At 60.7% G+C, this 19,808-nt stretch carries 20 protein-coding genes, 1 tRNA gene and 2 pseudogenes; 13 read left to right on the forward strand and 10 right to left on the reverse strand.

Translation table 11 applies throughout. The features are described 5' to 3' along the window. From casA to N911_RS16635, 4 genes and pseudogenes are all read right to left on the reverse strand, one after another. The gene (casA, locus tag N911_RS0104585) at window positions 1-1,659 is read right to left on the reverse strand and encodes a type I-E CRISPR-associated protein Cse1/CasA (RefSeq protein WP_029894813.1); all 1,659 of its coding nucleotides are present in this window, start codon (window positions 1,657-1,659) and stop codon (window positions 1-3) included. 498 nt (window positions 1,660-2,157) lie between these two features. Continuing rightward, a complete protein-coding gene (gene cas3, locus N911_RS0104590) occupies window positions 2,158-4,263 on the reverse strand; it encodes a CRISPR-associated helicase Cas3' (RefSeq protein WP_237559886.1) in 2,106 nt (701 codons plus the stop codon). Window positions 4,264-4,347: 84 nt separating this feature from the next. Continuing rightward, window positions 4,348-5,004: pseudogene (locus N911_RS19135) on the reverse strand (CRISPR-associated endonuclease Cas3''); the annotation flags it as partial. 50 nt (window positions 5,005-5,054) lie between these two features. Further along, window positions 5,055-6,349 (reverse strand): annotated as a pseudogene (locus N911_RS16635) (IS5 family transposase). A 257-nt stretch (window positions 6,350-6,606) separates the two neighbouring features. On the opposite strand from N911_RS16635, the gene N911_RS19140 reads away from it, so the two are divergent. Further along, window positions 6,607-6,801, forward strand: coding sequence for a helix-turn-helix domain-containing protein (locus N911_RS19140; protein ID WP_425266025.1), 195 nt, complete (start codon window positions 6,607-6,609; stop codon window positions 6,799-6,801). Here N911_RS19140 and N911_RS0104605 read toward each other — a convergent pair. The 6 genes from N911_RS0104605 to N911_RS0104635 all read right to left on the reverse strand — a co-directional run bounded on the left by N911_RS0104605 (window position 6,767) and on the right by N911_RS0104635 (window position 10,313). Beyond that, complete coding sequence (locus N911_RS0104605; RefSeq protein ID WP_051693921.1) at window positions 6,767-7,543, reverse strand: IS3 family transposase; 777 nt, start codon at window positions 7,541-7,543, stop codon at window positions 6,767-6,769. The genes N911_RS19140 and N911_RS0104605 overlap by 35 nt on opposite strands. Continuing rightward, a complete protein-coding gene (locus tag N911_RS0104610) occupies window positions 7,540-7,812 on the reverse strand; it encodes a transposase (protein ID WP_029894821.1) in 273 nt (90 codons plus the stop codon). Before N911_RS0104610 ends, N911_RS0104605 begins: the two co-directional genes overlap by 4 nt. Window positions 7,813-7,851: 39 nt before the next feature. Beyond that, entirely contained in the window at window positions 7,852-8,760 is a 909-nt protein-coding gene (locus tag N911_RS0104615) for a DUF6538 domain-containing protein (RefSeq protein WP_138774337.1), read from the reverse strand. Window positions 8,761-8,854: 94 nt separating this feature from the next. Further along, window positions 8,855-8,950: transfer RNA gene (locus N911_RS0104625), tRNA-Ser, on the reverse strand. A 71-nt stretch (window positions 8,951-9,021) separates the two neighbouring features. Beyond that, complete coding sequence (tadA, locus tag N911_RS0104630) at window positions 9,022-9,501, reverse strand: tRNA adenosine(34) deaminase TadA (protein ID WP_272913347.1); 480 nt, start codon at window positions 9,499-9,501, stop codon at window positions 9,022-9,024. Continuing rightward, window positions 9,498-10,313, reverse strand: coding sequence for a phosphoribosylformylglycinamidine synthase subunit PurQ (locus N911_RS0104635; protein ID WP_029894825.1), 816 nt, complete (start codon window positions 10,311-10,313; stop codon window positions 9,498-9,500). Before N911_RS0104635 ends, tadA begins: the two co-directional genes overlap by 4 nt. 247 nt (window positions 10,314-10,560) lie before the next feature. Between N911_RS0104635 and N911_RS0104640 the strand changes: the two genes are divergently transcribed. The 12 genes from N911_RS0104640 (at window position 10,561) to N911_RS0104695 (ending at window position 19,797) form a co-directional block, all read left to right on the forward strand. Continuing rightward, entirely contained in the window at window positions 10,561-12,201 is a 1,641-nt protein-coding gene (locus tag N911_RS0104640) for a CTP synthase (protein WP_029894826.1), read from the forward strand. 15 nt (window positions 12,202-12,216) lie between these two features. Then, window positions 12,217-13,035 carry a 3-deoxy-8-phosphooctulonate synthase gene (gene kdsA, locus N911_RS0104645; protein ID WP_051693923.1) on the forward strand — a complete coding sequence of 273 codons (819 nt, stop codon included), beginning with the start codon at window positions 12,217-12,219 and terminating at the stop codon, window positions 13,033-13,035. Next, complete coding sequence (locus N911_RS0104650) at window positions 13,025-13,549, forward strand: KdsC family phosphatase (protein ID WP_029894828.1); 525 nt, start codon at window positions 13,025-13,027, stop codon at window positions 13,547-13,549. The genes kdsA and N911_RS0104650 overlap by 11 nt, the downstream gene beginning before the upstream one ends. After that, the gene (gene lptC / locus N911_RS0104655; RefSeq protein ID WP_035105027.1) at window positions 13,546-14,136 is read left to right on the forward strand and encodes an LPS export ABC transporter periplasmic protein LptC; all 591 of its coding nucleotides are present in this window, start codon (window positions 13,546-13,548) and stop codon (window positions 14,134-14,136) included. Before N911_RS0104650 ends, lptC begins: the two co-directional genes overlap by 4 nt. Further along, window positions 14,133-14,666, forward strand: coding sequence for an LptA/OstA family protein (locus N911_RS0104660; RefSeq protein WP_035104342.1), 534 nt, complete (start codon window positions 14,133-14,135; stop codon window positions 14,664-14,666). Before lptC ends, N911_RS0104660 begins: the two co-directional genes overlap by 4 nt. Next, window positions 14,663-15,385, forward strand: a complete 723-nt coding sequence (gene lptB / locus N911_RS0104665; RefSeq protein WP_029894834.1) for an LPS export ABC transporter ATP-binding protein — start codon at window positions 14,663-14,665, stop codon at window positions 15,383-15,385. The genes N911_RS0104660 and lptB overlap by 4 nt, the downstream gene beginning before the upstream one ends. Before the next feature lie 182 nt (window positions 15,386-15,567). Further along, entirely contained in the window at window positions 15,568-16,977 is a 1,410-nt protein-coding gene (rpoN, locus tag N911_RS0104670; RefSeq protein WP_029894836.1) for an RNA polymerase factor sigma-54, read from the forward strand. 12 nt (window positions 16,978-16,989) lie between these two features. After that, complete coding sequence (hpf, locus tag N911_RS0104675) at window positions 16,990-17,529, forward strand: ribosome hibernation-promoting factor, HPF/YfiA family (protein WP_029894838.1); 540 nt, start codon at window positions 16,990-16,992, stop codon at window positions 17,527-17,529. A 12-nt stretch (window positions 17,530-17,541) separates the two neighbouring features. Beyond that, window positions 17,542-17,991: a PTS sugar transporter subunit IIA gene (locus tag N911_RS0104680; RefSeq protein ID WP_029894840.1), complete on the forward strand. Its 450-nt coding sequence runs from the start codon at window positions 17,542-17,544 to the stop codon at window positions 17,989-17,991. A gap of 20 nt (window positions 17,992-18,011) precedes the next feature. After that, window positions 18,012-18,893, forward strand: coding sequence for an RNase adapter RapZ (gene rapZ / locus N911_RS0104685; RefSeq protein WP_029894841.1), 882 nt, complete (start codon window positions 18,012-18,014; stop codon window positions 18,891-18,893). A gap of 8 nt (window positions 18,894-18,901) precedes the next feature. Then, window positions 18,902-19,327 (forward strand): PTS sugar transporter subunit IIA, encoded by a 426-nt coding sequence (locus N911_RS0104690; RefSeq protein WP_029894844.1) that lies wholly within the window; start codon window positions 18,902-18,904, stop codon window positions 19,325-19,327. Next, window positions 19,327-19,797, forward strand: a complete 471-nt coding sequence (locus N911_RS0104695) for a PTS sugar transporter subunit IIB (protein ID WP_029894846.1) — start codon at window positions 19,327-19,329, stop codon at window positions 19,795-19,797. Before N911_RS0104690 ends, N911_RS0104695 begins: the two co-directional genes overlap by 1 nt. Window positions 19,798-19,808 lie beyond the last annotated feature (11 nt).

The raw sequence follows: 19,808 nt of genomic DNA on the forward strand, positions 1-19,808 counted from the left end.
TCACGCTTCTCCGGTTGCGGGTTGGGCTTCTTCCTCTTGGGCCTTGGGGTCGATATCAAGTTTGTTCCACACCTGGGCCTTGGGCCAGCGAATGCGGGCTTGCAGGTCGCGCCAGGCGCGGGCGTGGCGTTCCATCTGGGTGTCGTCCAGGGCGGCGGACTGCACCATGTCGCGGAACAACGCTTCGGTCACGGCCTGGAGCCTGCGCAGGTACACCCGGCGGGCCTTCTCCGTGTCGTACCCTTGCTCCAGGGCGTCCAGACCGTGGCGCATGGCGTCGTCGAACACGGGCTGGGTCTTGCTCCAGAACAGGGCGTCCACCTCGGTGAGCATGGAGTTTGTTCCCTTGGCGTCCTTTCTTTCGTCCAGCAGGGCGGTCCTGGCCGCGGAGTAGAGGGCCTGGCGGGTGAATTCGGCGGCGTTGATGAGGCGGGTGGCCAGTACATGCTGCTCTTCGAGCAGGTCGGCGTCCTTGGGCAGCACCACGGGCATGACCTCGTCGGTAAAGGCTAGGGGCTTCATTTGGTCCATACTGAAGCCGCTGGCACGAAGCCGGAGCTCGGTCCCCAGCATGTCACCGCGTCGTTGCGAATGAAGGGCCTGCTCGACCACGGGTGCTGGCGTCCGTACAGTGACTTTCACCGGCTCCCCGCCTTTCTTCTTCGGCTTGATCTTGACCCGCTCCGTGAAGACCAGACCAAGCCAGTCGCGGTAGCCGGAGAAGGATTTCCCTTTGATCGTGATGCGGGTTCCATCTTTGGGCTCGTGCCGCAGCGGAGTCAGAGGGTGGTCCCATTCGCCTTCGTAATTGTTCCCGTGATGGCGATAGGCGTAACCGGTGATGCGGGGACCTTGCGTGGAGGCGCACATGGCGCACGGCTGGTCGCCTTCCTCGTACCGCAAGCGCATGCGCCGGGGCATGGCCCAATAGAGGTGCAGAGGATGGACTTCGTCGGTTGTCACTGGCTTGGTCCCTTCGGAACTGACGCGGGTGGGCGCCAGCCAGGGGAAGACGCCGAAGGCCTCCGGTGCGTTTGGATCGCAGGCTTTGCCGAACTTGCCGGCCGGCAACACGTTGGCCCAGGTGGTTTCCCACAAATTGTCGCGCATGATGATGGTGGACAGGGGGCCCCCGCCGCGCAGGCCGGTACGCACACCCGCCCCGCCGCTGTACGCGTAGGCTTGCAGCATGTGCAGGGCGGCTGCGGCGCATGCGGGGCAGAGGACGGGCGACTCATTGGGCTTGACGAACCAAGCCGCTTTTTGGCCGGCAACCTCGAAGAAGAGCATGTCCACGTCATAGGACTTGTCCAGCTGCTCCGGGTTGCGGTCCTGCATAAAGGCCGGGTCGCCCTCGGCAAGAAGCTCGAAGGCGTAAGAGAATGGCTCCATCCGCCGATGCAGGTCTTCGGGGGGCGGTGGGCTTTCCCATAGGGTCACCCACGCGGTGTTGTTTTTCAGTTCATCCCAATAGACGGTCTGCACGAGGCCGATGAGCCATTCCAGCACGGCGGCGTTGAGGTCGGGCCGAGGAAAGGCCAGGGAGACGACGGGATCGCCGTCCAGGTTTTCGGTGAGTTGATGGGGAGCGATATGCGCCAGGCCGGAGCGCAGGCGCGTGACCGGTAGCCATGGTTCGGAAAGCAGGTTGTATGCCATGGACTCCTCCTGTTGATTCCAGGTTGCCGGTATAGGATAGAGTGGACGAAATGGAAAGAGACCCCATGCTAGCCGCAGGATGGATGTCCCGCGGCTAGCATGGGGCTAAGGCTATCCAGATGTCGACGACCAGTGCGCCGGCCTTGATCCTAACGCCACGGACTCGTCCATATCTGTTGTACAGGGTATGCGCAGAGATCACGGCCCTTTCTCCTTCCCAAGGCTGGTTGACTGTTAGGAGGACAGGCCGTATAGTTGAATTCTCACATTCAGGAAGGCCTGTCTTCCTTGTCGGCCTCCCGATCTGGGTTTCGGGGGGCCGATTTATTGTATGAGCTGTAGGGTAGGGAGGGACGATTTGGTTATCAACAAAATTTTATAAAAATTAACATACCAATTTGCCTTGCATAAAATCAATCCCCGCAAAGCGGGGAACAATCTCTCAGTTAAAATTTGGCGCACCAATTTGCTGGTCCATCCTTCCTGAAGAAGGAACACCTAATAATACCCTCCACAATCAGAGGAAGTCAATTCATAGGTTAGCCCCTTGTCCGCATTGTAGGCCAATTCCACCACCTCGCCGTTCTTCCGGGCCCGCAGCAGCCAGCCCCTCTCCCGCTCTTGGAGCAGGGCGACGGGCGGCCCGGGGTGGTCTTCTTCCAGGCGGCGGAGCTGGGTGGCCAGGGCGGGGACATCTGGGGGGAGCGGTTCGGTGGCCATGGAGGGGCGCAGGCGAATTTCCGAGAGGGCCCAGGCGCGGCGCAGGGCTGCCGCGGAGTCGTCCTGCGGGTCGCGCCAGGAAACGACGTGCCCGTCCCGCTCCTTGGCCAGGCGGAAGGTCACGGTTTCTCCGCCCAGACGGGTGGAAAGCTCCTGGCTGTCCGTCCACTCTCCCGCAAGGATGCTGTACCCTTCCTCGAAGTCGAGTGCCCGGAAGGCGGCAGTGTTCCCCGCCGCGATGCGCTCGCCGTGTTCCTTGGCGTCGCGCGACAACAGCGTTTCGGGGATGCCCTCCGCCACGGCCTTGTCATCGCGGCCAGCGAGCTCGCCGGGTACGCCTCCCTCGGGATCGTACACCGTCTCGATAAGGACGCGCACGTCCCAGGGCAGATGGAGCGTGCCCCGGCGGCGCAGTTCACGCAGGGTGAGCCACAGTTCGCCGTGGACGCGGTAGATCCACTGGGCGCGCTTGAAGTGCGCGGCGTACCAGTCCGAGCCAGGAGAGTCGTCCCAGGGCGGGGCATGCAGGAGAAGCCGTTTGGCCTCGTATCCTTCCGGTCGCTCGAAAGCGTGGCGTTGCAGGCGTCCCGCCCGCTGCAGCAGGGCATCCACCGGAGCCAGGTCGCTGGCCATGATGTCGAAATCAAGGTCGAGAGACATTTCCAGCACTTGCGTGCCGACCACGATCCACCCGGCGCGGCCTTCGGCCTGAACCGCGTGTTCCGCCGCATCCTTCCGGGGCTTGCCGAACCGGCTGGTGATGTCCGCCTCAATGTCCAGCCGGTCACCCAGGGCGAAGCGGGCGTGCAGCAGAACCACTTTGCCCGGGTCCACATCGGAGCGGCCGCGCAAAGCGCGCCAAACCTCCAGGGCGTCATCCACGGTGTTGCAGACGTAGGCGGCGCAGGCTCCGTTCCGGGCGGCCCCGGCAAGGCTGTTCAAGACATCCTCGCGGGATTTAACGTGTTCCACGTGCAGTTCGCGTTGGGCCCAGGGCGCGGGGTCCACGGGGGTGGGCGGCGGGCAGCCGCGCAGGCTGGCCAGGCTGGCGGACGGATAGGGCTCGGGCGCGGAGGGCGCAGCGCGGGAGGAATGGGGGATGGCGGCGATTCCGTTCAACGCGGCATGTGTTTCCAATCCCCGCCGGAAAGTGTCCGTGAGTCGGCCCCGGGTCTTGGCCGACAGAGTTGCCGAGAGGAGAACGGCGCTGCCGCCACGCGCGGCGTGTATTTCGAGAAGATGGGCCAGCAAGCCGGTAACGTACGGGTCGAAGCTGTGGATTTCGTCGGCGATGAGCACGTTGCGGCCCAGGCCCAGCAAACGCAGGCACTGGTGGGAGACAGGCAGGACGCCCAGGAGAGCCTGGTCCAGCGTGGCCGCGCCCGTCGGGGCGAGCAGCGCCTTCTTGCGGTTATCCGCCAACCAGCGGGCGCAGACGGGTTCCGCCGCATCGTTCCCGGAAGGGTTGCGGCCTTGTTGTGAAATGTCGTCAAGCCCTGTGCTTTGCAGAAAAAGCTCGTTCAGGCCACGTGCGCCGTGGGCCAGCATGAAACTCGGACGATCCGCGTCTACCTCGAAGAGCTGGTGATACTGGGGGGCCAGCCGTGAATACATGGAGTTGGCCGTGGCCATGGTGGGCAGGGCGAAAAAGAATCCGTCCCCCAGATCGCGGGCCATGAGGCGAGCGGCCAGAATGACCGCCGCCTCCGTTTTGCCGCTGCCGGTGAGGTCTTCCAGGATATGTAGTTGTGGCGAATCGGGAATGTCCACAGAGCGGGCGTGTTCCTGAAGGGGGGTGGGGGAGGCGTCAGTCAGGTCGGGAAAGAGGTCGGCCCAGGTGGTTTTCCGCGTGGGAGTCGGAGGGACGACTCCAGCCTCATACACTGCCCTTCGGGCCCGAGGCATGGCGTGTTGGTGGAAATATTCCGCCTCGTCCGTGGTTTCGGGACAGGGGGGAAACCACTCAGCGTTGGAGCCTATCCAGTCACAAAGTACAGTAAGTCCAGCTAAATCCCAGGAAAAAAGTTTGGCTCGCTCGTCTCCATCTTCCGAAAGGGGCGGGAGGGAAGCGATGGGAAACAGGGAGGCACACGCCTGAAGGAAAGTTGCAACAGCCGTGAGGTCACGCTCTTCGAACAATTGCCCGGGGCTTGATTTATGAACCGATGCAGGGTGTCCGTGGTGCCCCGCGACAGGGTGCCCCAAATGCCCCAAAAGATATTTCAATTCGCTTCCTGCATCGTTCGGAAGAAGCGTCTGGAGTTTGGCGCGGAGATCGAATTTGCGATGTTGCCAGAGCCACAACCCCAAATTGGTGTGATGGAACTCCCCCCGAGCGCAGCCATGACGCCACTTCCGCCCGTCCTGCAAGGTTGCCAGCAAATCCGGGCGAAAGGCCTGGAAGCGTGGGCTGAACTTGCCTACGTCGTGCAGAGACAGGAGCAGGGGGATGAGAGAGGGGGTCACCTCCGGAAAGGGCGAGAGCCGGGTTAGGCGCCGGGTCAACCTTGTGTCGCGTCCCAGAAGGACTGCGCCCACGGCGGCAACGTCTAGGCAATGACAAGGTAGTGGATGATAGTGTCCTGTATTGTTTGGAGACTTGCCCCAGTATTTAAACGGTGACACTACAATATAAGCCTAATTAGTCGGTCCTGAAAAAGGCCTTTCAGATTGAATCAGGCGTACTTTAGTCTGCCCCGACTCCAGGTTCCGAAGCAGAGCCAAGGGGCGAAAAGAGACAAAAAGTGCTTCAGTCCCCGCATCCACTTCTTGAAGTTGAACGCGGCTGCGGCCATCAGCAGGTTGATCGCATCACCGAGGGCCCCTTTCAGGAAGTTTTTGGCCATGCGGAAGTCGTGTTTGAGATGTCCGATCACCGGCTCGATGCCAGCGCGTCTGCGAAAACGTTGCCTGGCCTTTCGTCTCTGGTAGGGCGTGTCGCTTTTCTTCGGCCGGCCCGGAATCAGAATGCTCGTGTCACCGACTTTTTTGCGCCCCCTGTAACCCCGGTCACAGATGGCCGCCTCGGGGCAGGATTCCGTGATTTGCGAAACTTGCTCCAGAACATCCGGCAGGGTGTGACCGTCGAAAACGTTCTCCTTGAAGGACATGGCTCCTACATCACACCGGTGGTCTTGGTCCAGGCGATGGAGGCCTTGCGTCCGAACTCGTACTTTTTGTGCTCTTTGCCCTTGCCGATGCAAAGCACGTCCGGTTCGTGCAGGCTGTAGATCTTGTTCTTGTCGGTACGTTTCTGGTCATGGACCCGGCGGAAGAGCTGCATAGCTTCCCTGTGCCTGGCCAACGAATCCCTGGGCAGTTTGCGCTCAAGTTCGCGGATCAGGACGCCAGCCATGGTCCGAATGCGTTTGATGATCTTGCGACTCTTGAATCGCTGGCGCAGGAGGCCTGGCAATTCACGGCGGAAACTGCGGCGCAAGCTGATTCCTTCGAACTCGGCGATGGCCCTGCATCGCTTGATGACCTTGGTCAGAAGCTTCACGTCAGTGGGGAAGGTGATGTTCTTCTCCTGGACCGTGGTGTCCACGGCGATCTCCCGCTCCATGGCGTCGTCGCCGTGCAGACCCACCGAGACCTCGAAGATCAAACGCGCCCCACCCTCGCCGATGCGTTTGCGGAAATAAACCAAGTCCGTGGGGTCACAAGGAAGCCTCCACCGGAAATGCGTCTCACCGCAGAAGGCCTGATAGTAGGGGTTCCGGACCCAAGCCTCAATGACACGCTCGTCGCTCAGATTTTCAAGCTGCTTGAGGATCATGAGCCCGACCATGAGTCTGATGGGCTTTGCTGGACGACCATACTCACTATAGAGGCTAGAAAACTCCTGCTCGAACTTTTCCCAGGGGATGTTCGCTGCAAGCTTGAGCAGCGGGTCCTTGGGATTGAGCTGATCGATGAGGTCCTCGTAGAGGAAATTGCCCTGATCGCTTTTGGCTGGCTTGGCCTTCATCATCACTCCCGAACCGGTGACGGCGCGACCGGTTTCTTGCAGAATCACTACAGTTCCTGGTCGAGAATGATACATTGAATGCTACACTTTGTTAATTCTTTTCAGTGGCATGGATGTTTTTCAGGGCCGACTAACTTGTTGTCGACTGCCATGGAATTTTGTTTTTGCCAAGTTTTTTTAAAAATGATTTTCCCGCCTCCAGTGGTAATATTTTTGGAGGTTTTATGTTGCAACTAGAAAAAGGTAGCTTCCTCAAAATGAGCGACGTGGCCGAGATTTTCGATGTCCACATTTCTTCTGTTTCGAGGATGATCAAACGTGGTGATTTGCCGTGTGTCAACCTTGGTGGTACCAAACGTATCCCTCGAGTAGCACTCGAGAAGTTCGTTGAAAGCGAAATCGCGTACTGCCCCCGGTTTAGCAAGCCTTTTTTAAGAGAGTCCGCGAGTTGATCAGTTCCTGCTCGGTTGTCACCGGGGTTTTATACCCCAGCGCCGAGTGCAGGTAGCCTTGGTTGTATTCTTCGATCCAGGAGCCCAAGGCCTGGTAAAAGGCCGTGGGGCTTCGCCATTCATTGATCCAGACCAGCTCTTCCTTCATGGTGCGCATGAAGCGCTCTGTGTCGGCGTTGCCTTTGGGGTTGTTGTAGCTGGTGAAGGCGAGTTTGATGTCCATGACGCGGCAAGCCTTCATAAAGCTCGTCGAGGTCGGTTGGCAGCCGTTGTCGGCCATGAGATGAAGACCGCCGCCGCGCACGCCTTCGGGGAACTGCCTGCCGACAGCCGCGTTGAGCGCCGATAGCCAATGCCACGCCTTGGCCTGGTCGCCGGCGTAGTGGCCGACGACCTTCTTGGTGCGCCAATCAAGCACAATGACCACGTACAGCCAGCCGTAGCCGTCAATCTTGATTTTGGTCATGTCGATACTCCACCACTCGTTGGGTCGCGTGGGCCGGGGCTTGACGCCGGTCGGCCTGCGTTTGGCCTTGAGTCGCAGGTTGGGCTTCACCGTGAGGTCATGCTCGCTCATGAGCCGGTAGACGCGATTTTTGCCGACGACTACGCCGTCCACGAAGCGCAGAAACGCCCAGACCCGACGGTATCCCCAGAACGGATGGTCGGCCTTGATGCCGCGAATGCGGGCCAGGAGGTCGGCGTTGCGCTCGGCGACCTTTGCATATGGTCCACGCTTCATCCGAACGGCCCGCTTTTTTTTAGCTCAATGGTCAGCTCGCCGATCAGGCTTTTGAGCTTCATGTTCTCGCGTTCAAGCTTGGCCGTACGCTGTGCGCCGTGCTCGGGCTCAAACGCTTTGTGCGCCTGGGCGAGGAATTGATCGCGCCACTTGTAGTACTGGTTCTGCGAGATGGCGTACTCGGCGCACACTTCGCCCACGGGTCGTCCTCGAAGGCCTTCGAGGACGACCCGAGTCTTCTGCTCCGGGGTCCACTTCCGTCGCTTCATGGCAAACCTCCTGCCTGTTGAGAAGCCACGGACTTCCACTTAGATCAAGGCTGTTTCAAACCGGGGGCAGGATACCCGGACGTACTTCAGGAGTTGCGGAACCGTCATGTCCTTGAGCTTGCCCACTCTCCGAGATGGATATTTGAGCATGGCATCTTTGTAGTCCCGTACATGCCTTTTCGTAATCTGAGAGACTGGAAGATCGCCATGAAGTTCTACGAACCGACGGACGTATGTGCCGAAATCCTTGACTGTTTTCTCCGGTCCTCCCGCCTGTATATGTTCCTCTGCCCACATTGAATGAACCTGGATAATGGTCGGGTCGTCTCTGTCGGATTCCGTAGGTGTAGCATGAACAGGTGACACAGGCTTTATGGGCGTTTTGACCACTTTGGCTTCATGCCGAGCCTTGAGAGCTTCCAGGGTTTCCACCTTTGCTTTCAGAAGGGCATAGGCCAGTTGACGGTATGCCTCGCTGTACTTGGCAACTTTCATCCCGATCTCTTCCAGAAGGTCATCGAGTTCTACAGAAATTCTGTTGAGTTTTCCCGTAGCGAGACTTTCCCTTGCCTCGATGTATGCAAAGGTGATTGCGTCATCCCATGCCTGAAATTCTGTAGGGGAAAGACCGTTAATGCGTGATTCTTCATCGACTTGAAGTGCCTCATGCCTCCATATAGCCGTGATACGTTCAACTTCGATCTCGGACAGCTTATCAACCGCTTCAGCGTCCCTCTGGCGGCGTTTCTCGGCAAACTCCTGGTCGAGCTTCACGGATTCTATATGAACGCGCTGGAGGGCTTCCTGACGGTCACTGGTTTTGAGACTGAAATATATCTCTCGCTTGCCGTAGATGTCCTGGAGATCAACCGGAGCCTTTGCGCGAAAATAGTAGTTCCGGCTCCCTTTCCGACGATGTAAACGAGTTGGTCTGGACAAGTCTTTCATGCTTCTCGGTGTAGCACCTTGGTGTAGCAGTTGGGAAGCAGAAAAGGTAAAGCCCCCGGTCACTTTCAGTGATTCCGAGGGCTTAAATAGTCGATGGCGGAGAGGGTGGGATTCGAACCCACGTACGGGCTACTAACCCGTAACTCGATTTCGAGTCGAGCGCGTTACGACCGGACTTCGCTACCTCTCCGCGTGGGAGGAATCTGGTAAACGCTCGGTGGCGGTTCGTCAAGGAGGTGAAGGGAACGGCCGATCAGCTTATCAGCGGCGCGAACGGAAAAAATCCCGTAGCAGGGCTCCGCATTCCTCCTCCAAAACACCGTGGATAACCGCGGGACGATGGTTGAGGAAGGGCAGGGCGAAGCCCTCAAGCCGAGAGGTGACGGCTCCGGTCTTGGGGTCGGCCGCGCCGTAAACAACCGTTTCCACGCGAGCGTGCACCAGCGCGCCCAGGCACATGAGGCAGGGCTCAAGGGTGACGACCAGTATGCAGCCGGGCAGGCGGTAGTTATTCAGCTTTTTGCAGGCTTGGCGAAGGGCCAGTATTTCAGCGTGGGACGTTGGGTCGTTTCGGGAGATGGGGGAGTTGCTTGCCTTCGCCAGTACCTCGCCGTCAGGATCCAGAATCACCGCGCCCACCGGCACTTCATTAACATCCCCGGCCCGCTTGGCCTCGTCCAGGGCGAGGCGCATGACTTCTTCCCAGTCGCGCCAGCCATTCGGAGGAGCGGGGTCCGTCACGCGGCGCGTTCCCGCAAGTGGTGGACTGCGTTTTCCAGCAGCACGATTCCAAGGGGGGAGGTTTCCCCGCGTGTCCAGCCGGGATGATTTGTGGGGTGGTTGAACGCTTCGGGGTGGGGCATGAGGCCCAGGATGCGTCCGGTGTGGTCGGTGAGTCCGGCGATGCCACCCGGGGAGCCGTTGGGATTGTATGGGTACTCCATGGAGGGCTCGCCGGATTCGGGGTGGACGTAGCGCAGGGCCACGTGCCCGGCCGCCTCGGCCTTGGACAGCAGCGATTCGTCCTCGAAAACCATTTTGCCCTCGCCGTGCCGCACGGGCATCTCCAGCCTGTCGGTACCTTTGAGGAACACGCAACGGGTGTCCGGCTCGGTGCGCAGGCTTACCCAGCGATCCTCAAAGCGGGCGGAATCGTTGGCGGAGAGGGAGGCGGTGCGTTTGAACCAATCCCCGTCCACCGCGGGGAGCAGTCCCAGCTTGCACAGCAATTGGAAGCCGTTGCAGATGCCAAGGATGAGGCCACCCCGTTCCAGAAAGGCTCGCAACTGCTCGAGCAAGGGGCTTCCAGAGCGCGTCACGGCGTGCCGCCAGCGCAGGGCCGCGGCCTGGGCCGCGCCCAGGTCGTCGCCGTCCAGAAAGCCGCCGGGGAAGAGAAGCAGGTCCGCTTCGGGCAGGGCCACCCGTTCCGCCAGCAGGTCGGAGAAGAATACCACTTCGGTTTCGTTGCAGCCGGCCAGGCGGGCGGCGTGGGCGGTTTCGCGATCGCAATTGGTGCCGTAGCCGGTGATGACCAGGGAAGAAACGCGGGCCAAGCGGAAAGCCTCCGGAATGGGGGTGGCGAAAAGCGGCGGGGGAGTTCTCCCCACCTTCCTATACAAGCGCGCGGGAATCATAAAGGGGCCGCAGAGTCCCGTCAACCGGGGCTTGTGCCGGGTGTGCCCGTAAAGCCAAAAAGCCCTTTTCAAGCCGGGACGAGGTGTCTATTATCCCCGGATTCGGCCGGACGGGGCATCCCCCACATGCGCGAATAAACCGCTCAACGCTCCCGCAGAGAGACGCATGAAGACCAAGTTCATTTTCATTACCGGCGGTGTGCTTTCCTCACTTGGCAAGGGTTTGGCCGCGGCGTCCATCGCCGCCCTGCTCAAGGCCCGTGGCCTGAAGTGCACCATCCAGAAGCTCGACCCCTACATCAACGTGGACCCGGGGACCATGAACCCATTCCAGCACGGCGAGGTCTACGTCACCGAGGACGGCGCGGAAACCGACCTCGACCTGGGGCACTACGAGCGCTACATCGACGTGTTCACCAGCCAGAAGAACAATTTCACTTCCGGCTCCATCTACCACCGCGTCATCCAGAAGGAGCGGCGGGGCGACTACCTCGGCGGCACCGTGCAGGTCATTCCGCACATTACCGACGAAATCAAGAACGCCATCACCTCGCTGGCCGGCGACGAGGACGTGGTTCTGGTGGAGATCGGCGGAACTGTCGGCGACATCGAGGGGCAGCCCTTCCTTGAGGCAATCCGTCAGTTGCGCAGCGACCTGGGCAAGGAGAACGTCCTTTACATCCACCTGACCCTGGTGCCCTTCATGGGCACGGCAGGGGAACTGAAAACCAAGCCCACCCAGCACTCGGTCAAGGAATTGCGTTCCATCGGCATCCAGCCGGACATCATCCTCTGCCGCTGCGCCCGGGAGCTGGAAAAGGACATCAAATCCAAGATCGCCCTGTTCTGCAACGTGGACGCGGACGCCGTTTTTTCCGCAGTGGACGTGGACAACATCTACAAGGTACCCCTTAAATTCTACCACGAAGGGGTGGACCAGAAGATCGCCATTCTCCTGAAGCTCCCGGCCAAAAACGCGGAGCTGGCTCCTTGGGAGGATCTCATCGAGAAGCTGGAGCACCCCTCCGGCGAGGTCTCCATCGGTATCGTGGGCAAGTACGTGGACCTCAAGGAGGCGTACAAGAGCTTGCACGAGGCCCTCATCCACGGCGGCGTGGCCAACGACGTGCAGGTCAACCTTGTCTATGTCAACTCCGAGGATCTGACCCGGGACAACGTGGCCAAGCAACTCAAGGGGCTGGATGGTGTTCTGGTTCCTGGCGGCTTCGGCTCCCGCGGCGTGCCCGGCAAGGTCGAGTCCATCCGTTTCGCCCGTGAAAACAAGATTCCTTTCTTTGGCATCTGCCTGGGCATGCAGTGCGCCTGTATCGAGGCGGCCCGGAATGTCCTGGGAATCGAGGGTGCGGACTCCGAGGAATTCCATCCGGATACCGAGGAGGCCATCATCTATCTCATGACCGAGTGGTTCGATTTCCGCAGCCAGTGCATGGAGCGCCGCAACAAGGATTCCGATCTGGGCGGCACCATGCGCCTGGGCGGATATCCCTGCGTGGTCAAGCACGACACCAAGGCCTGGGATGCCTACGGCGAAGAGAACATCTCCGAGCGCCATCGTCACCGCTACGAGTACAACCAGAAGTATATGGCCGCCATGGAGGAGCAGGGCTACGTATTCTCCGGCACTTCTCCAAACGGGGAATTGGTGGAGATCGTGGAGCTCAAGGACCATCCCTGGTTCCTGGGCTGCCAGTTCCATCCGGAGTTCAAATCCCGCCCCATGCGGCCGCATCCACTCTTTCGGGAGTTCATCAAGGCCGCCAAGCAGCGGGCCAAGGGCAAGAAGTAGGCGGGCGGCCTGAACATGGCGGACCTGTTCGAGTCGAGCCGCGAAGGCTTCTTCGCCATCGCCGGGCCGTGCGTCCTGGAGTCGGAGGATCTGGCCCTGCGCGTGGCCGAGCGACTGGCCGAGATCGCCGTGCGGCTGAACCTGCCACTGGTGTTCAAGAGTTCGTTCGACAAGGCCAACCGCACGTCCATTACCTCTTATCGGGGTCCGGGGATGGAGCGGGGCTTGGCGTGGTTGGACCGGGTCAGAAAGCGTACCGGTCTGCCGGTGCTGACCGACATCCACTTGCCGGAACAAGCGGCGCCGGTGGCCGAGGTGGCCGACGTGCTGCAGATCCCCGCCTTTCTCTGCCGCCAAACCGACCTGCTTGTGGCGGCGGCCCGAACCGGACGACTGGTCAATGTCAAAAAGGGGCAGTTCCTGGCGCCGTGGGACATGGCCAACGCCGTGGGCAAGCTTCGCGAGAGCGGCTGCCGCCGGGCCTGGCTCACGGAGCGCGGCGCGTCTTTCGGCTACAATAATCTGGTAGTCGATTTCCGTTCCCTGCCGATCATGGCGGAACACGGCCTGCCCGTGGTATTCGACGCCACCCACTCGGTGCAACTGCCGGGAGGGCAGGGCGGCTCCTCCGGGGGGCAGCGCAGGTTCGTGCCCAACCTGGTCAAGGCCGCGGCTGCGGCCGGAGCGGATGGACTGTTCCTGGAGGTTCATCCCGAGCCGGAGCGGGCGCTGTGCGACGGCCCCAATTCCCTGCCTCTTGACGATTTCGAGGATCTGTTGCGCGTGGCCAGGGACATTCATGCCTTAAGCCGGGAGGCAGGCAATGCGGGCTGACGAGGCGGCCACCAACATCCGCATTCTGGTGCTTGACGTGGACGGCGTACTCACCGACGGCGGCCTCCATTACGGCCCGGAAGGTGATATCAGCAAGCGTTTCCACGTTCAGGACGGCCTTGGCATCAAGGTGGCCCAGCGCGCCGGGCTGGAAATCGCCGTGATGACCGGCCTGGAACATGGCGGCGTGACCGCGCGTGTGGCCGAGTTGGGGATCACCGAATACGTCTGCGGCCACGTGAAGAAGCTGCCGCATCTGCATGAAATGGCCGAACGCCGGGGCATCACATTAACCGAGGTAGCCTACCTGGGCGACGACTGGGTGGACGCCGGCCCCATGCGGTCCGTTGGCTTGCCAATGGCGGTGGCCGACGCCCGGCCGGAAATTCTGGAACTTGCCGCCTGGGTGTCCTCGCGCAAGGGTGGGCACGGAGCCGTGCGTGAAGCCATCGACTACATCCTGCGCTCCCAAGGACTTTTGCAACACGCCTGGGAGGAATGGACCGGCCCGTGAGCAAGAAGCTCTCCATCGCCGTCCTAGCGCTGGCCGCTCTTGTGGCTATCGGCATGTGGGGTTGGAGCCTGTTCAAGCCCCAGGTCGAGGACTTGGCGGATATCCAGGCCAGGCTTCCGGCCGACCTTGACGTTGACGTCTCAGTGGAGGGCATTACCCTCTCTCAGGGAAAGGACGGCAAGGAGTTGTGGACGCTCCAGGCTTCCTCCGCCACCTACGATACCGAAGACGGCTCGGCCGAACTCGAGAATCCCGAGATCGTGTATTTCGGCGATTCGGGTGAGGAAAGCGCGCGGATCGTCGCTCCCCGTGGTACAGTGGATCGCGAGACCGATACGATGACCATGTACCCCGACGTAACCGCCTTTTACGGCGAGGTTATTGTGCGCGGGGAACGCCTCGTTTACCAGGGAAAAACGCGCGAGATCACCATTACAGGCAACGCCACGGTGGATCGCGGCGACGTGCTCATTCAGGCACCCAGGCTGGTCATCGACCTCACGACCAGGGACATGCGCGCCATGGACGGAGTCGAAGTGGAGACGACCATGCGGGGAGCCGCCAAGGACGGAGAGAATCCGAAATGAACAGGCTCATACCGCTTCTTTTGCTGCTCGTATTTCTGGCGCTGCCGGGAACCGTCCGGGCGGCCGAGAAAGTTCCTACCCGTATCACCGCGGACAATTTACAGTATAGCCAGGACCACGACAGCGTCACCTTCACCGGTGACGTACACGTGGTCCGTGGTGAAATGCGGCTTTGGGCGGACAAGCTGACCACCTACCTGGACAAGAAGGGCGGCCAGGGCACCGCGGGGAAAGGCAACGCGGAGCTGGCCTCGGACGCGAACATCACCCGGATCGTCGCGCTGGGCAACGTGCGCATGGAGCACGAGGGCCGCGAAGGTTATTGCGGCAAGGCCGTGTACGATGTCGAGCGGGGTGTCTTGAGCATGCACGACGACCCCGTGGTCATCGACGGCCAGAACAAGCTGCAGGGCGAGGTCATCAAATTCTACGCCGAGGAGAACCGCAGCGAGGTTATCGGTGGCAGCAAACGGGTTGAAGCGCTCTTCTTCACCGACGACAAAAAGCTTGGCGGGGAGCAGGGCAAATGAGCCTCCTGGCGGGCCTCGATCTGCGCAAGCGCTACGGCGCCAAGGAAGTGGTCCGCGGAGTGGACGTCTCCCTGGAGCAGGGGGAAATCGCAGGCATTCTCGGTCCCAACGGCGCGGGAAAGACCACCACTTTCTACATGCTGCTCGGTGTCATCAAGCCCAGCGGCGGCCATGTCTACCTGGACGATGAGGAAATCACCTCCTGGCCCCTGCACGAACGCGCCCGGGCCGGCATCAGCTACCTCCCCCAGGAAAGCTCGGTCTTCCGCAAGCTGACCGTGGGGGAGAACATGGACGTCATCCTGGAACACACCGACCTATCCAGGAGGGAGCGGGAGAAGCGGAAGCATTCCCTGCTCCAGGAGCTAGGCATTTCCAGGCTGGAGGATTCCAAAGCGTATCATCTGTCCGGAGGAGAGCGCCGCAGGCTGGAAATCGCAAGGGCGCTGATTCGCAGACCCAAGTTCATCCTGCTGGACGAACCGTTCGCCGGCATCGATCCCTTGGCGGTTGATGATATCAAGCTCATCATCCGTGCCCTGCGGGACAAGGGCATCGGCATCCTCATTTCGGACCACAATGTGCGCGAGACCCTCTCCATCTGCGACCGCGCCTCCATCGTCTTTGAAGGCACCATCATTCTGAATGGATCGCCGGAGGAAATCGCCGCCAATCCCAAGGCCAGAAAGGTGTATCTTGGGAGCGAGTTCTGTCTGTGAAAAATCGTGCCAACCGGGTAAAATATCGCGTCAATAAAGACTTGCTGTCGTTGCATCCCGCCCCGCTCTGTGGCATACAGCCCGAGTGCCGGACGAAGCGATTTTTTCGATTCTACCAACAGTGGAGCCTTCCGCTTCCCGCCTATCGGGCGGACGCCTCCCGTCAAGGGAATGAATGATTCATGGGCCTTGAACTGCGACAACAGCTCAAGCTGAGCCAACAGCTTGTCATGACGCCGCAACTGCAGCAGGCCATTAAACTGCTGCAACTCTCGCGGGTCGAACTGATGGAGCAGGTGCAGCAAGAGCTCATGGAAAACCCGTTCCTGGAGGAAGGATCAGAAGACCAGGGCGATGCCGAACAGCCGCAGGATTCGAGGACAGACGGCGAAAGTGAGGCGCTCATGCGCGACGCCGACTGGGAGAACTACCTCGGGGAGTTTTCCTCGTCGGCCCGGCAGTCCGGGGCCCGCGAGGCGGAGTCTCCCGAAGAGGGGCTCAGCTTCGAGGCCAGACTCACGGCCAAGCCTTCCCTGGAGGGACACCTGGCTTGGCAGATGCGGCTCTCGGATTTCGACGAGGAAGCCATGAACGTGGGAGAGCACGTCATCGGCAACCTCAATCCTTCCGGCTACCTCATGTCCAGCGTGGAAGACATCGCCGGTGAATCCGGCTCTTCTCCCGAAAAGGTGGAGTCGGTTATCCTGGCCATGCAGCGGTTCGATCCTGTAGGCGTGGCTTCAAGAGACCCCCGCGAGTGCCTGCTGGTGCAGATGGACGTGCTGGGCATGGACGACCCGGTGCTCCGCTCTCTGGTTTCCGACCATTTGGAGGATCTGGAGAAAAAGCGCTACAAGCCGCTGGCCCGCAAGTTCAAGCTCAGCCTGGACGAGCTCAAGGAATACCTCGACGTCATCCAGTCACTCGACCCCATGCCCGGGGCCAGTTTCGGAACGGGTGAGCCGCAGTACGTCAGCCCGGATGCCTACGTCTATAAATACGACGACGAGTTCGTTATCGTCCTCAACGAGGAAGGGTTGCCAAAGTTGACCCTCAACTCCCTTTACATGGACGGCATGGCCGCCGAGCGCGGCAAGAGCAAGGATTATTTTCAGGAGCGCATGCGCTCGGCGGTCTGGCTGATCAAGAGCCTTTATCAGCGCCAGCGCACCCTTTACAAGGTCATCGAGTCCATCGTCCGTTTCCAGCGTGATTTCTTCGAGGAAGGCGTGACGCATCTCAAGCCGCTTATTCTCAAGGACGTGGCCGACGACATCAACATGCATGAATCCACAGTCAGCCGGATTACCACCAACAAGTACGTGGCTACCCCCCACGGCACGTTCGAGCTGAAGTTCTTCTTCAATTCGGCGCTGGAGATGGAGGATGGCTCCCAGGTGGGTTCCGAATCGGTCAAGGCGCTCATCAAGCAACTCATCGACAAGGAAGACCCCAAGAAGCCGTTGTCCGACGAGAAGATCGCGGACATGCTCAAGGACAGGCTGCATGTGAACATCGCCCGTCGCACCGTGGCCAAGTACCGCACCGCCCTTGGGATATCCTCGTCAAGCAAGCGAAAGCAGATATTCTGAGTGGGAGATGAAATGAACATCGCCTTTAATTTCATGGACTTCGAGCCGTCCGACCACCTCAAGGAGTATGCCCACAAGCGCTTCGGCAAGCTGGAGAAGCTGCTCACCAACAGTGACGGCGCCGACGTGCAGGTCAATCTTTCCGTGCAGAAGAGGGTCAACCAGACTGCGGAGGTCGTCGTCAGCGACGACAACCTCTACATTTCGGCTTCGGAGCAGACCGCTGATATGTACTCCACCATTGATCTGGTGCTGGACAAGGTGCTCACCCAGATCAAGAAGCTCCGGGACAAGCAAAAGATGGTGCGCCGCCCGGCCAAGACCGAAGCGGGACCAGTGGACGTCGCTCCCGAGCCCGAGGAAGCGGAGCGGCGGATCGTGCGTGCCGATTCCTTCCAGCCCAAGCCGATGGACGAGGAAGAGGCGGCCATGCAGCTCGAGTCGCTGGATTACGATTTTCTGGTATTCAGAAACGCGGAGACTTCGAGGATAAATGTCATCTACCGGCGTCACGACGGGGACTTCGGACTGATTGATCCTGCCTCGACGTAGAGTGAGGAGCGAATGAAACTCGGCGACTATCTGCGACGCGATTACGTGCTCCCTAACCTGCAGGCGGGCAGCAAGGCGGAGGTGCTGAGCGAGTTGATTCAGCCTCTGGCCCAGGAGCAGCCCGAGGTGGACGCGGACAAGGCCCGGCGCGTACTCATGGAGCGTGAGAAGCTGGGGACCACCGGCATTGGCGGCGGCGTGGCCATACCCCACGGGAAGATCGACGAACTCGAGGATATCATTCTTGTGGCTGGGCGCAGCTCCCGGGGGGTTGAGTTCGACGCCCTGGACCAGCAGCCCTGCCATATCTTTTTCATGGTGCTTGCGCCGGAAAACGCAGCCGGGCAACACCTGCGCATTCTGGCCCACATATCACGGCTGCTCAAGGACGAGGACTTCCGGCGTTCCTTCCTTTCAGCGGAAGACGCCGGGGATTTGTGGGAGCTTCTGCACAACGCCTGAGCGGCGGTAGCGAGACGGCAATGGAGCACGGACCGGCCTTCCCCATCGTCATCCTCACGGGGCTTTCCGGAGCGGGAAAGTCCACGGCCCTGCGCGTGTTCGAGGACATGGGCTTCTTCTGCGTGGACGGCCTGCCCGTGGGCATGGTTCCCAAGCTGGCTTCTCTGTACAAGGGCCAGGACCACCGCAACACGCGTGGTCTCGCCCTCGGCATGGACATCCGCCAGCACGACTTTCTCGACGACTGGAACGCCGCGGCCGATGAGATCACCTCCCAAGGGCTGCGGACCCAGATCGTCTTTCTTGAGGCCGAGACCGGGGAACTGTTGCGGCGTTACCACGAGACGCGCAGGCCGCATCCGTTGGAGCAGGAGGACATGGGGCTGGAGCAGGCCCTGGCCGAGGAGCGCCGCATCCTGTCCCCCCTGCGCTCCCAGGCCAGCCTGGTCATAGACACCACCACCTATTCCATCCACGATCTGCGGCGTGCTCTGCAGGAGAAATGGGCCAACCTGGCGGAAAACGGCCAGGGGATGCGTGTCCATGTCATTTCATTCGGTTTCAAGTACGCTTCTCCCAAAGAGGCGGACCTGATGTTCGACCTCCGCTTCCTTCCCAATCCGTTCTTTGATGAGCGCCTTAAGCCTCTCACGGGGCGGGACAGGGACGTGGCCGACTATGTTCTGCAGAGCCCGCAGGGCCAGTCCTTCTCGGTCAAGCTTCTCGACTTTCTGCAATATCTGGTGCCGCTGTACGCCCAGGAGGGCCGGTACAGGCTGACCATCGCCCTCGGCTGCACAGGCGGCAGACACCGTTCCGTAGCCACCGCGGAGATGGTCTCCAAGGAACTCAAGCGCGCGGGATATGCCGTGACGCTGGAACACCGCCACGTCGACCGCTGAGTGCCAACATGCCAGACAAGAAACCAGCCGGTATCATCCTCGTCACCCACACCAACTACGGCCACGCGCTCCTGGAGGCGGCGGGCTTCATCATGGGCTCGCAGGAAGGATGCGCCGCCATCGGCGTGGATGCGTCCCAGGATGTTGAAGAGACGGTGGCGGAAATCCGCAGGCGTCTGAAAGAACTGGACAGCGGTAACGGTGTCCTTATCCTCACGGATATGTTCGGCGGCACCCCCACCAATCTGAGCCTGTCCCTCCTGTCCTCGGGCAAGGTGGAGGTCATCACCGGGGTCAACATGCCCATGCTCCTCAAGGTTCTCGGCAACCGGACCCTTCCCCTGCGCGAACTGGCGGCCGCAGCCAAAAAGGCCGGCCTGCAGGGCATCGTGGTGGCGGGGGAGGTCCTCAGCCAGAAGGTGGCGGACAACTGATGTTCTGGGTTCGCATCGACAATCGCCTGGTGCACGGTCAGATCATCGAGGCTTGGCTCCCTTATACTGGGGCTGACGTGCTGGTGGTGGTCAACGACGAGTTGGCCCAGGACGACCTGCGCCAGGAAATCATGGCCATGGCGATCCCGCAGGACGTGACCCTGCGTTTCGCCAGTATCGACAGGGCCTCCGATGTGGTGGCGGACCTCAGCGTGGGAGGCCACGCCGAAAACGTTCTCGTCCTTTTGGCCACATGTCCCGATGCCAAACGGGCGTTCGAAGAGGGGTTGCGCTTCGATGAGTTGAACGTGGGCAACCTCCACTACGGGCCGGGAAAGAAACAGGTTTGCCCCCACGTGTCCCTCAGCGGTGAGGACGAAAGCTGTCTTGAATTCTTCTCCCAGCGGGAGGTACAACTGGATTACCGCTGCGTGCCCAACGACCCCGTGCAGATAAAGGGGAGGCGCTGATCATGGCCCAG

The sequence above is a fragment of the Desulfohalovibrio reitneri genome, assembly GCF_000711295.1.
GTDB classification, from domain to species: domain Bacteria; phylum Desulfobacterota; class Desulfovibrionia; order Desulfovibrionales; family Desulfovibrionaceae; genus Desulfohalovibrio; species Desulfohalovibrio reitneri.